10 protein-coding genes are annotated in these 13,245 nt (G+C 64.5%); 6 read left to right on the top strand and 4 right to left on the bottom strand.

Annotated elements, in window-relative coordinates; translation table 11 throughout:
* The first annotated feature begins 120 nt into the window (after positions 1-120).
* From ACYUME_RS03265 to ACYUME_RS03240, 6 genes are all read left to right on the top strand, one after another.
* Positions 121-1,854 (top strand): C13 family peptidase, encoded by a 1,734-nt coding sequence (locus ACYUME_RS03265; protein WP_460418048.1) that lies wholly within the window; start codon positions 121-123, stop codon positions 1,852-1,854.
* Between the two features lie 27 nt (positions 1,855-1,881).
* A complete protein-coding gene (locus tag ACYUME_RS03260; RefSeq protein ID WP_279881283.1) occupies positions 1,882-2,523 on the top strand; it encodes an oxidoreductase in 642 nt (213 codons plus the stop codon).
* Positions 2,524-2,945: 422 nt separating this feature from the next.
* Positions 2,946-6,596, top strand: a complete 3,651-nt coding sequence (locus tag ACYUME_RS03255) for a hypothetical protein (protein ID WP_460418047.1) — start codon at positions 2,946-2,948, stop codon at positions 6,594-6,596.
* Positions 6,597-6,691: 95 nt separating this feature from the next.
* Positions 6,692-7,489: an RHS repeat-associated core domain-containing protein gene (locus tag ACYUME_RS03250; protein ID WP_460419276.1), complete on the top strand. Its 798-nt coding sequence runs from the start codon at positions 6,692-6,694 to the stop codon at positions 7,487-7,489.
* Between the two features lie 9 nt (positions 7,490-7,498).
* Positions 7,499-7,756 (top strand): hypothetical protein, encoded by a 258-nt coding sequence (locus ACYUME_RS03245; RefSeq protein ID WP_279881277.1) that lies wholly within the window; start codon positions 7,499-7,501, stop codon positions 7,754-7,756.
* A gap of 229 nt (positions 7,757-7,985) precedes the next feature.
* Entirely contained in the window at positions 7,986-8,618 is a 633-nt protein-coding gene (locus tag ACYUME_RS03240) for an immunity protein Imm33 domain-containing protein (protein ID WP_460418046.1), read from the top strand.
* 122 nt (positions 8,619-8,740) lie between these two features.
* On the opposite strand, the gene ACYUME_RS03235 is transcribed toward ACYUME_RS03240, so the two are convergent.
* The 4 genes from ACYUME_RS03235 to ACYUME_RS03220 all read right to left on the bottom strand — a co-directional run bounded on the left by ACYUME_RS03235 (position 8,741) and on the right by ACYUME_RS03220 (position 13,043).
* Positions 8,741-9,001, bottom strand: coding sequence for a YceK/YidQ family lipoprotein (locus tag ACYUME_RS03235; RefSeq protein ID WP_460419274.1), 261 nt, complete (start codon positions 8,999-9,001; stop codon positions 8,741-8,743).
* 23 nt (positions 9,002-9,024) lie between these two features.
* On the bottom strand, positions 9,025-9,654 hold the full coding sequence (gene ubiX, locus ACYUME_RS03230) for a flavin prenyltransferase UbiX (RefSeq protein WP_279881272.1): 630 nt from the start codon (positions 9,652-9,654) through the stop codon (positions 9,025-9,027).
* The gene (gene mpl / locus ACYUME_RS03225; RefSeq protein ID WP_279806599.1) at positions 9,651-11,000 is read right to left on the bottom strand and encodes a UDP-N-acetylmuramate:L-alanyl-gamma-D-glutamyl-meso-diaminopimelate ligase; all 1,350 of its coding nucleotides are present in this window, start codon (positions 10,998-11,000) and stop codon (positions 9,651-9,653) included. The genes ubiX and mpl overlap by 4 nt, the downstream gene beginning before the upstream one ends.
* 66 nt (positions 11,001-11,066) lie before the next feature.
* Positions 11,067-13,043 (bottom strand): sigma-54-dependent Fis family transcriptional regulator, encoded by a 1,977-nt coding sequence (locus ACYUME_RS03220; protein ID WP_460418045.1) that lies wholly within the window; start codon positions 13,041-13,043, stop codon positions 11,067-11,069.
* Positions 13,044-13,245: the final 202 nt, after the last annotated feature.

Raw genomic sequence — 13,245 nt, 5'->3', positions numbered from 1 at the left:
CGAATGCGATGGAAGACTCAGCGCCCGATTCGCGGGCAAACCCACTCCCAAGGATGCCCCTCATTCACGCACCTCGGCATTCTGCGGCATACTCGGCGCATCCTTCGCCCGGACTCCGCCATGCGCCCACTGCTGCCCCTGACCTTGATCCTGCTGCTCGCCGCCTGTGGCGAAGGCGAGCCTCTCTCGCCGCCGGACGCACGCCTGCCCGACGGCGGCCGCTACCGCGGCCAGGTGGTCGATGGCCTGCTGCAGGGCGAAGGGCGCATCGACTACCCCAACGGCAGCTGGTACGCCGGCACCTTCAAGGACGGCCAGTGGCATGGCCAGGGGGAGTGGCACGGCAGCAATGGCGAGGTCTATCGCGGCCAGTTCAGCGAAGGCCTGTTCCAGGGTCTGGGCGAGCTGAGCACGCCCGGTAGCCACTACGCGGGCACCTTCAAGCATGGCCGACGCGACGGCGAAGGCACGCTCAAGCAGAACGACCAGACCTACAGCGGCCAGTTCAAGGACGACCAGTACGATGGCGCGGGCCAGCTCGAACTGGCCGACGGCAGCCGCTACCAGGGCCTGTTCGCCAAGGGCAAGCCCAATGGCGCCGGCGTGCGCAGCGACGCCAGCGGCAACCAGTTCAGCGGCCACTTCAGCGACGGCCAGCTGCAAGGTGCCGGCACCTATGACAGTGTCGACGGCGAACAGTACATCGGCGAATTCAAGGACAACCACCTGGAAGGCCGGGGCCGCTACGAGAATGCCGACGGCGATGTGTGGATCGGCGATTTCAAGGACGGCTCGCTGAGCGGCCAGGGTGAGCTGCTGGGCAGCGATGGCAGCCGCTACAAGGGCGGTTTCCGCGAGTGGCGCTTCGCCGGGCCGGGTACCTTGCAGCTGGCCGACGGCAGCCAGTACGTCGGCGGCTTCGCCGATGACGCCTACCATGGCCAGGGCCGCTTGACTCACCCGGATGGCCGGGTCGAGAGCGGCACCTGGGTCAATGGTGTGCGTGTGCGCGATGCCAAGGGCAAGTGGCTCCCCGATCCACTGGAGCTGGCCTTGCTCAATCAGGGCCAGCTACTGGACCAGGCCCTGGCCAAGGTGCCTCGCTCGACCCCACCGGTGCAGCTGTACAGCCTGGTGGTGGCCGGCGATGGCCAGCAGAGCGTGTTCCTGCGCGAGGCCGACTATGTCAGCAACATGCTCAAGGTGCGCTTTGGCGCTCACGGCCAGGTGACCCTGGTCAATCACCGCGACCACATGGTCGACCGCCCCATGGCCACCCGCGAGAACCTCGCCCGCGCCGCACGCATCCTGGCCGAGCGCAGCGGTCCCGAGGATCTGGTGTTCATCTACCTCACCAGCCATGGCAGCCAGGACCACCAGCTGGTGCTCGACCAACCGCGCCTGCAGCTGGCCGACCTGTCCGCCGACGCACTGGCCAGCGCCCTGGCGCCGCTGAAGGACCGCGACAAGGTGATCGTCATCTCTGCGTGCTATTCCGGGGGCTATATCGCCCCGCTCAAGGATGACCGTACCCTGGTCATGACCGCCGCACGCCCAGACCGGGTCTCGTTCGGCTGCTCGGAAGAGGCCGACTTCACCTACTTCGGCGACGCCCTGTTCGCCCAGGCGCTGAACCAGACCGACGATTTGAAACAGGCGTTTGAACTGGCGCGCCAAAGCGTTGCCGAAAGGGAACGAAGGGAAGGTTTCGAAGCCTCGGAGCCGCAGCTCTGGGCGCCGCCGGCAGTGATCAGCCACTGGCAGCGCCTGCGCCGCCAACAGGCCGAACAAGCCCTGCGCAATGAAGCCCAGCCAGCCTCGGGGGAACAGGCGAAAACACCTGGCGCCCACTAAGCTGTGTAGTAACGAGGGAGAGACATCATGTATCTGACGCCTCAACATGTCCTGCTTGCCGGTGCCACGGGTCTGACAGGTGAACACCTGCTCGACCGCCTGCTCAACGAGCCCACCATCAGCCGCGTGCTGGCCCCGACCCGCCGCCCCCTCGCCGAACACCCGCACCTGGAAAACCCGGTGGGCGACCCGGCCGTGTTTCTCCCACAACTGGCCGGTCGCGTCGATATCGCCTTCTGTTGCCTGGGCACGACGCTCAAGCAGGCGGGCTCGGAAAACGCCTTCCGGGCCGTCGACCTGGACATGGTCGTGGCCTTCAGCAAGCGCGCCCGCGAGATGGGCGCGCGCCACCTGCTGGTGATCAGCGCGCTGGGCGCCGATGCGAAGTCGACGATCTTCTACAACCGGGTCAAGGGCGAGATGGAAGAGGCGCTCAAGCAGCAGGACTGGCCACAATTGACCATCGTCCGGCCTTCGTTGCTGCTGGGCGAGCGCCTCGAGCCACGCCTGGGCGAGCGCATGGCGGCGCCCTTCGCTCGCCTGATACCTGGCAAGTATCGCGGCATCGAAGCCTGCACCCTGGCCCGGGCCCTGTGGCGCCTGGCGCTGGAAGAAGAAGATGGCATTCGCGTCGTCGAGTCGGACGAACTGCGCAAGCTGGGCAAATAGTCGGCGTTCCATCCCTCACGGCCCCTTTTGCCGGCGGGGCTCGTCCCGTTCCAGATCCGCTGCGCGCCCGCGCAGCGCCTGTGACGCCCTCTATGCACTGAAAGATGCAAAGTGTTAGCATTCGCATTACGCTGCTGAAGGCTCTACTTCAGTGGTTTCATGGATGATCGACAGATATGGACAGCAAAATTTCGTCTCCCCAGGCGCCCGCTCGCCTGCCCTGCAATGCGCGCCCGACGACAGCCTTGCCTCCAGGCAACCGTGGTTGAGGTCGCTGCCCCAGATACCTGGTCGACCAACCACACCCTCGCTGCCATGGCGTGACTGCTCAGCACAGACCCACCGCACTCGTCCTCCCCCAGTTCGGTGCGATAGCTGACGCTGCGCCATGGACTCAATCAATGAGATGGAAGAAGCACTGGATGGCTTTGAAGTTCCCCCTTTTCACGGCGCGCGCCCGCTGCGGCCTTGCCTGTATCTCGCTGGTCTGCAGCCTGCTTCCAGCTTCACCCGCCTCGTTCGCTGACGAAGAGAGTGGCGGCTATCAGCCTCGACGGGACAACCCGCTCGACTTTGGCGATCAGATAGACCGGGTGGACCTGCGCAGTGGCAACCTGATCTTGCGCAACAAGGATATTTCGATTTCCGGCAATGGCGGGCTCGACCTGGAGGTGTGGCGTCAGTACGACATGCGCTCGGCCTCGTCGGGGCTGGTGGCCACGCACAACAACTCCTGGCGCTGGGCCGCCATGGGACCAGGCTGGAGCATCAGCGTCGCGCCAAGGATATCGGAGCGCATCTATGCGCATGACCATGATTTCCAGAACTACTACGACACCGCGCAGCTGGATGTGATGTGCAACGCCAACAGCCCTACCGGGCGGGATATCCAGCGACCGCTCCTGCAGCTGCCCAACGGCATGGAAGAAGAAATCTTCCCAGGCCCGAACCAGACCGCCTACACCAAGAGCAACTGGAGAATCACCTGCGCCGGAGGCAACCTGCTCGCTCAGGCACCGAACGGTACGACCTACGACTTTGGCACTTACGCTACCCGCAAAGTCGGTGTCTACATGCGTACATCGATGGATGAACGTTACGAGGCGGACCCAATGACCTACGGCAAGGAGTTGCCGCTGGAGATCTATTTCCTGGCCCGCTCCGCGCGTGACACGTCGGGCAATACGCTTACCTATGCCTACCAGCAGTTCGGCCCGGCGATTCCGCCATGGGGCTACCCCAGCGGACCGTCACGCGCCAGCTTCGTGTACCTGGATCCCGGCCCGATCGAGGCAACGGTGGAACGCTCGGCCTTCGTGTTGTCGTCGGTCACGGCCAGCGATGGACGGCAACTGACCTTCAGCTACGATCCGAACACCCGAAAACTGCTTTCGATCCTCGACGGTACCGGCAGGAAGTGGAGCTACGCCTACCAAGGCGCCGACAACTACAACTCCAGGTCCCTTGTCTCCGTCACCCTGCCGACCGGCGAGCAGTGGTCGTACGCCTATGCCCCAGGCGCCTGGCAGGACGAAACCTTCGCGGTCAGGCGTGGCAGCATGGTCAGTGCCCAGCCACGCAAGCTGATCAAGATGACGCTCCCTACCGGTGGTTCGGTCAGCTACACCTACGGCAGCTTCCAGTACATGGGGCGGATCAACCTGCAGCAAGGCGAGCGCATCACCAGCCGCACACTGTCCACCGGCCAGAAGTGGACGTATGCCTTCACCCGTGGCCAGCGCACCTACGACACCACGCAGGTCGATGCCCCGGACGGCAAGTACGTCTACCAGTTCATGGGCCCTGCATTCCTGGACCTGACCGAAAGGGGCATGCCCAGCGCCTACCAGAACAACGCCTGGCAGATCGGCCAGTTGATGTCGGTCACCGACCCCCAGGGCAATCAGGAAAGCTACACCTACGACAAGCGCGAACTGTCGCCCTATGAAGTGTGGGTGGTCGATGTTGGTCGCACCTTCGACGCGAAGTCGTGGGCACCGCTGACGACCAGCCGCACCTATACCCGCGACGGCGCCACCTACAAGACCGTCTATTCGGCCTTCGACGCCTACGGCAACCCCGGTACCCGCACCGAGACCGGCCCCAACGGCGGCAGCCGCACCACCACCCTGACCTGGCACAACGACCCGGCCCGCTGGATCATCGGCCTGCCCAAGGACGAGACCTCCCCGGGCCTGGCCATCACCCGCAGCTATGACGCCAACGGCAAGCTGCTGAACATGACCCGCAACGGCGTGCCCGTCAGCTACACCTACGACGCCCAAGGCAACCTCGCCAGCAAGACCCTGCCCGGCAATCGCGTGCATGGCTACGCCAACTACAAGCGCGGCATCGCCCAGCACGAGACCCAGCCCGAAGGCGTCGTCATCGCCCGCGTCGTCGATGACGCCGGCAACGTCACCGCCTACACCGACGGCGAGCAGCACACCACCCGCTACGCCTATGACGGCCTGAACCGCGTCACCGCCATGACCCCGCCGCTGGGCACCGCGCAGACCACCGCCTACACCGCCACCAGCAAGACCGCCAGCCGTGGCGCCCTGGTGGAAACCACCCAGTACGACCCCTTCGGCCGCGTCGCCAGCACCACCCTCGGCGGCATCACCACCCGCTACGAGTACGACGCCATGGGCCGGCGCAGCTTCGTCTCCGCCCCCAATGCCGCTACCGGCACCCGCTACCAGTACGACCCGCTGGGCCGCCTGACCCGCGTCACCCACGCCGACAACAGCTTCCAGGCCATCGCCTACGGCCCCGGCAGCCGCAGCGTCACCGATGAGCGCGGACAGACCACCACCTACACCTACCGCGCCTATGGCGACCCGAACCAGCCGCAGCTGATGGCCATCGCCGCCCCCGAGCCCAGCGCCAGCGTCATCCTCGCCCGCGACGGCGCCGACCGCCTCACCGCGGTCACCCAGGGCGGCAAGACCCGCACCTACGGCTACAACGCCAACGGCTACCTGACCAGCGTCACCCAGCCGGAAACCGGCACCACCACCTACGGCCGCGACATCGCCGGCAACCTCACCAGCCGCCAGGTCGGCGCCTCCGCCGTGAGCACCTTCGCCTACGATGGCCAGAACCGTCAGGTCACCGCGCTCTACCCCAGCGACGGCCACAGCATCCGCAACACCTACGACCGCACCGGCAAGCTGCTCGCCAGCGTCAGCCCCAGCGGCAACCACAGCATGACCTACGACGCCGCCGGCAACCTGGCCAGCGAAACCGTCGCCCTCGACAGCCAGGTATTCACCGCCCGCTACGCCTACAACGGCAACGACCAGTTGAGCAGCATCACCTACCCGCACTCCGCCCGCGTGGTCAGCTACAGCCCCGATGTGCTCGGCCGCCCCACCACCGTCTCCGGCTACGTCAACAACGTCAGCTACTGGCCCTCCGGCATGGTCCGCCAGATCACCTACGCCAACGGCACCCAGAGCAGCTACGAGCAGAACGCCCGCCTCTGGCCCGCCAGCTTCAGCACCGCCAAGACCGGCGTGGCGACCTACCTGAACAGCGCCTACGGCTACGACGGCAACGGCAACCTGCTGAGCGTCAGCGACAGCGTCGACGGCGCCTTCAACCGCACCCTGGGCTACGACGCCATCAACCGCCTGACCAGCGTCGCCGGCTTCTGGGGCGCCGGCAGCATCGCCTACGACGGCGGCGGCAACCTGCTGCGCCAGACCCTCGGCGGCGCCACCCTCGACTATGCCTACGACGCCCAGAACCGCCTGGCCGCGGTCAGCGGCCTGCGCGCCGCGAGCCTGGGCTACGACGCCTACGGCAACGTCGCCAGCAGCGCCGGCAACAGCTACCGCTACAACGACGTGCCGAACCTGGTGTGCATCAACTGCGCCACGCCCGCGAGCAAGGTCGAGTACCAGTACGACGGCCTCAACCAGCGCAGCAGCGTGACCCGCGCCGGGCGCAAGGTCTACGAGATGCACGACCGTGACGGCAGGCAGCTGATCGAACTCGATGGCGGCACGCTCACCGAATACTTCTACCTGGGCGACAAGCGCATCGCCCAGCGTGTAACCCCATGAACGGACGCCCAGGAACACACAGGATGAATACCTTGAAACACTTCGCCAGGCGGCTGTGCGCCGCTCTCCTTTGCCTGGCCATGGTCAACAGCGCCATGGCCGACGTGGTCACCTATTTCCACAACGACATCTCCGGCAGCCCGCAAGCGGCCACCGACGCCGCCGGCAACCTGCTGTGGAAGGAGAACTACAAGCCCTACGGCGAGAAGCTGAATCGCGCGCCCGCCAGCGCCGGCAACAAGATCGGTTTTCATGGCAAGGCGTTCGACGACGGCACCGGGCTGTCGTACATGGGCGCGCGCTACTACGATCCGGTGCTGGGGCGGTTCATGGGTGTCGACCCGGTCGATTACCAGGAAGACAACCTGCACAGCTTCAACCGCTATGCCTATGCCAACAACAATCCGTACAAGTACGTCGACCCGACGGGTGAATATGCCTTCCTGATTCCAATGGCCGTGTATGCGCTGACCGCATTGTCGGCGGCCCTGACGATCAGCTCGGCGATGAACGGCTTTAGCCAGCAGTCCCAGGGCGATGTCAGCATTGGACCGTTGGCATTTCCCGGCCAGGATATCAGCAGCCCGAACAACTGGAACATCGGCGCAGTTCATGCCGAACAGGATGACACGCTGTCCAAAGACAGAATCGAGCATGGAGAGAAACGCGCTGAACAGGCCAAGACTGACTCACATCGCCAAGTAGGCGACAAGAATCGGGTCGTCGAGACGGGCAAACGTTATCTCGATAACGACAGCGGTCACAATGTTCACGTAAGTGGTGACAGGGTCGTAATTACCGATCAGCATGGCAATACTGTTTCGCAGTTCAAAAATACGAGAAAAAACACCAACAGCCGAGTACAGAGCGGACGTTGGATTCCGCAGGATTGAGGAAGAGAAATGTTCAAGTCCCATCAGATTTGGAAACGCATCGACGATCAGACCGCCGTCATTTACTACTGCTTTGAAGATCTAGGCAACGGTCGGTACTGCGTACAGAACGCCGAATTCGTTCGTCTTCCGATCGATGACAGCGGGATGGCGGCAAAGCGCAGGACAATGGAACTTTTCATCGAGGAGTGCCCATCGGAACGTAGCGACTGGGCGGATACACTTGCAGCGGCGGTCACACTCCACGACGCCGAGTTTGGCAATTAAAAACAAGCCATGGTTCCATTCTCACAACCCTCACCACTGTCAGCTCAGGGCATACGAATATCTGACTGTTAACCGAGGCTGAGGAAAACGAGTTGATTGCAAAAAAGGACTTGCCTATTTTTCTGACTCGGAACGCCAGCATTTCCAGAAAGGCACTCTTGTAACTCTGAATGCTTTGGCTGCCGCCACGCTCGAGGAAGCCAAAGCAGGGTGCAACGAGGCATCAAGCATGAAAGTCAACAGTATCAAGACAGGCTCTGGGCTGACCTTAAGCACTGAAGGACTCGCAAAGCGGTTTGGCTTCGACATCAGCGCGACCATCGACAACCCTGGGCTGGAGGAAGCCGCCATCGACTTTATCGAGTGGGTGGTTCGCTATGTCGAAGCTGGCTTCAAGATCGCGTCAGAAGAGACCTTGGGTTATGGATGCTGGATCACGAAAATGCATCTCAGCGACAGGCGAGAGCTGGTTTTCTTCGAGCAGGAACCTAAAACCGGAGCCTACGTCCCAGGTATCAGTACCACGCTACAGCTATGGTCCGAGCAACAAGCACTGTGTGCCAGGGCAGGCGCGGATTATGTCGCACCTACCTTCGACCAGATGATCGTCATTTCCGATGGTGTCATCGAGGGCGACGCTGCCGAGGGCGTGCGCTATCCATCCCCGGAGCACATGTCTGGCTGGTGGATCACGACAGACCGCTTCAACGACGATATCAAGACCTTGAAGACGGTTCATACGCAACATGTGGCGATCAACCGACCAGACCTTGTGAAATACCTGGGGCTGCCATTTGGCTACCGGTTCCACGGTCCCAGCGACGACGTATGGGCGGACGAAAAAATAACAGTTTGCGTTTGACGCACAGACAGCCCGAACACATTGCCTGGGCGAAGCTGGATTACCACATCAGCCGTACCGCCGATCCAGACACCAACGTAAGCCTTGTGGTCGCCGTGGCTCCGCGCCACTCGACAGGAACATCAGTAGCCGCCAGAAGCCTGGAAACCGATGCCCAGCGCTGTCAGCAACGACAACGGTAGCAACAGCGTATCGAGCAACGCGCTTCCAGGAAGGTCCAGCCCCGGATAGGCCGGAGCCCTGGCCCCGAAGCGGTCCTCAGGGCAGCATCCACCGTTGATCACGTAAAGATCCAGGCGCGTTCCGGCATACACCACCGGCGCTCCCGGCTTGTTGGCATCGAGCGTACGTACCGTGGCGCAGCCCCCGATCTGAGCCAGCATCAGCAGCCCCGCCAGGGTGCGCTTCAATCATCGACTCCGTAGTGATGCTCGCCCCAGCGCGGCAACATGTCCTGGGGGATATGCAGCAGGTTGAGGATGCGCGCCACGACGAAGTCGACCAGGTCGTCGATGGTCTGCGGCTGGTGATAGAAGCCCGGCGCCGCTGGCAAAATCACCGCGCCCATCTGCGACAGCTTGAGCATGTTTTCCAGGTGGATGGTGGAGAACGGCGCCTCGCGCGGCACCAGGATCAGCTGCCGGCGCTCCTTGAGGGTCACGTCGGCGGCACGCTCGATCAGGTTGTTGCAGGCACCCGTGGCAATGGCCGACAGCGTGCCGGTGGAACACGGCACCACCACCATCGCCGCTGGCGCACCGGAACCCGAGGCCACCGGAGACATCCAGTCCTCCTTGCCGTACACGCGAATCTGCCCGTCGGCCGCGCCGGTGTACTCGGTGAGGAACGCCTGCATGGCCTGGGGCTTGGCCGGCAGCACCACGTCGGTCTCGGTGGCCATCACCAGTTGCGCGGCCTTGGAGATGAGGAAATGCACCTCGCGATCCTCGCGCACCAGGCAGTCGAGCAGACGCAGGCCGTACTGCGCCCCGGAGGCGCCGGTCATGGCCAGGGTGATGCGTTCCGGGCCGCTCACTTGAGGGCCTCGGCCAGCTTGCCGTGCAGCCCGCCGAAGCCGCCGTTGCTCATGATCACCACATGGGTACCCGGACGCGCCTGGCCCTTGATCCGTTCGATGATGGCTTCGAGGCTGTCGGCCACCACGCTCGGCACCTTGCACTGCGCGGCGGTGCCCGCCAGGTCCCAGCCGAGGTTCGGTGGCGCGTACCAGATCACCTGGTCGGCATCGTTGACGCTTTCCGGCAGGCCGTCACGGTGGGCGCCGAGCTTCATCGAGTTGGAGCGCGGCTCGATCACCGCGATCACCGGCGCCTCGCCAACGCGCTTGCGCAGGCCATCGAGGGTGGTGGCGATGGCGGTCGGGTGGTGGGCGAAGTCGTCATAGATGGTCACGCCCTGCACTTCGGCGACCTTTTCCATGCGCCGCTTGACGCTCTTGAACGCGCTCAGGCCCTCGATGCCCATGGCCGGCGCCACGCCGACATGGCGAGCAGCGGCCAGGGTGGCCAAGGCATTGGCGACGTTGTGCTGACCGGTGAGCGCCCAGTCGACGACACCCTGCGCCTCACCTTCGAACAGCACCTCGAAGCGCGAGCCGTCGGCGCTGAGCAGGCGTGCCTGCCATTGCCCGCCTTCGCCGGTGGTCTGCACCGGGGTCCAGCAGCCCATGCCGATGACGCGCTCCAGCGCCTGCTCGGTGGTCGGATGGATCACCAGGCCTTCGCTGGGAATGGTGCGCACCAGGTGATGGAACTGCCGCTCGATGGACGCCAGGTCCGGGAAGATATCCGCGTGGTCGAACTCGAGGTTGTTGAGGATCGCCGTGCGCGGATGGTAATGGACGAACTTCGAGCGTTTGTCGAAGAAAGCGCTGTCATATTCGTCGGCCTCGACCACGAAGAACGGCGTATCGCCCAGGCGCGCCGACACCGAGAAGTTCTGCGGCACGCCACCGATCAGGAAGCCCGGGCTCATGCCGGCATGCTCCAGGACCCAGGCCAGCATGCTGCTGGTGGTGGTCTTGCCGTGGGTACCCGCTACCGCCAGCACCCAGCGCCCCTGCAGCACATGGTCGGCCAGCCACTGCGGGCCGGAGACATAGGGCAGTCCCTTGTTGAGCACGTACTCCACCGCCGGGTTGCCCCGCGACATGGCGTTGCCGATCACCACCAGGTCGGGTGCCGGCTCCAGCTGGGCTGGATCGTAGCCTTGGGTCAGCTCGATGCCCTGGGCTTCGAGTTGGGTGCTCATGGGCGGATAGACGTTGGCGTCGGAGCCAGTGACGCGGTGGCCCAGCTCCTTGGCAAGCACCGCCAGCGACCCCATGAAAGTGCCGCAAATACCGAGAATGTGAATGTGCATGATCGACCTCGCAAAACGTCGAGGCAGGGTAGCCCAGGGCGAGGGAAATCGCACCCGCTGTTTCGCTCAACCGGCCCTGGCGATGCCGTGTTTGCGCAGTTTTCGATACAAGGTATTGCGGCTGATGCCCAGGTGCTCGGCGACGCGGGTCATGTGCCAGTGGTTTGCCTCCAGTACGGCGAGCAGCGCATCGCGCTCGGCATGTAGGAGCGGCCTTGTGCCGCGAAAGGGCTGCGCAGCAGCCCCGGCGATTTCAGCGACATGGTCAGGATCCTGGGGCCGCTCTGCGGCCCTTTCGCGACACAAGGCCGCTCCTACAGAGGGCGCGCCATGGCGGACAATTGCCGGGAGATCGGAAAACTCGATATGCGCGCCTTCGCACAACGCCACCAACGTGCGCAGCACATTCCTCATCTGCCGCACGTTACCCGGCCAGGTGAAGTCCAGCAGCGCCTGGCGGGCGGACGGATCGAGAGCGATGGCCTGGCCCTCTGCCTCCTGCGCCAGCAGAAAGTCCAGCAACTGCGCCTTGTCGCTGCGCTCGCGCAGCGCCGGCAACGCCACCTCCAGGCCATTGAGGCGGTAGTAGAGGTCTTCGCGGAAACCACCCTGCTCCACCCGTTCCAGCAGGTCTCGGTGGGTGGCGCTGACGATGCGCACATCCACCGCCTGGGGCTCGCCACCGATGGGCACCACCTGACGCTCTTCGAGTACCCGCAGCAGGCGTGTCTGCAGCGCCAGCGGCATGTCGCCGATCTCATCCAGCAACAAGGTGCCGCCATCGGCCTGCAACAGCTTGCCGCGCATGCCTTCCTTGCGCGCGCCGGTGAAGCTGCCGCCGCGATAGCCGAACAGCTCGCTCTCGATCAGGCTCTCGGGAATCGACGCGCAGTTGATCGCCACGAATGGCTTGTGCCGGCGCGAGCTGGCCTGGTGCATCGCCTGGGCGAAGGCCTCCTTGCCACAACCGGTCTCGCCACGCAGCAGCAGCGGCACGTCACGCTCGAACACTCGCACGGCGCGGCGAAAGTCCTCGCGCAAGGCCGGATCGAGCAGGCAGATACCGGGCTCGCTGGCCTGGGGCAAGGCCACCGGCACCGACCACACCGGTGCTCGCGCCTGACCGCGCAGGCTGGCGAATACCTGACGGCCATCGCAGGTGTGCAGTGGCCAGGCGGTGGTGCCCTGGGGCGTGGCGCGGCTGAACAATTCGTCGTGGCTGCAGGCGAAGAACCTGTCCAATGGCTTGCCGAGCACACCGCCGCGGATGCTGCCCAACAGGTTCAGGGCGCTCTGGTTGGCGGCGCAGATCCGCCCATCGCCATCGACGGCCAGCAGGCCTTCGCTGAACAGCCCGACCGACTCCGCCTGCAGGTGGAAGCGCAGCAACCATTGCTGCTCGAAATGACGCAGGAAGTAGCAGCTTTCGATCATCTTCGCCGACAGGTTGACCAGGGCCATGGTGTGGAACTGGCTCTGGCGTGACAGGTCCGGCCGCGCCGAGGACACGTCGAGCACCGCCAGCAGCTCGCCATGGGGATCGAACACCGGGCTGGCCGAGCAGGTCAGCCCAGTGTGGCGACCCCGGAAGTGCTCGTCCTGGTGAATGGTCAGGGCCTGACGCTCGACCAGGCAGGTGCCGATACCGTTGGTGCCCTCGCGGGCTTCGCTCCAGTCGGCGCCCAGCCACAGCCCGGCGCGCTCGAAGATACGCCGCTCGCTGGGCGCGGTGACGCAATTGAGGATCACCCCGCGGGCATCGGTCAGCAGCACCGCGTGCCCGCTGCCGGACAACTGCTGGTGCAGGCTGTTCATCTCGCTGTCGGCTATCTGCAACACCTGGCGCAGGCGCTCGCGGCTCTCCAGCAGGCGGCCGTGCTCGAGCACGACGGGGGCCTGAGCCCGCGCAGGGTCGAGGTGGTAGTCCTCCAGGCAACGCAGCCAGGAACGGGCGATGGACGGGTCGCTGCCCGGCCCGCTGGCCTGGCCCTGGGCGACCGTGAGCACCTGCTGGGCATGGCGGCTGAACGGATTGCTCTGCATTTGTTGTTGTGCTCCGCAGATAGAGTCCCGCCAGCATCCTCCAGGCGCCGGCGCTTTGCAACGGGGCACTGACCCTGCGGTCACGCCCTGTGTCGAAAACGGTACAAAGTGTCACCCAGACCGTGCCAGCACTGGTACAAGGCAGCGCCGACCTGTCGACAGGGTTGATCCAAGTCATTGATACACAAGGACCTCCAGGCAC

This window comes from Pseudomonas sp. microsymbiont 2, from assembly GCF_054788395.1.
The sequence above is the reverse complement of the archived record's forward strand: the minus strand, read 5'-3'. Positions and strand labels throughout refer to the sequence as shown.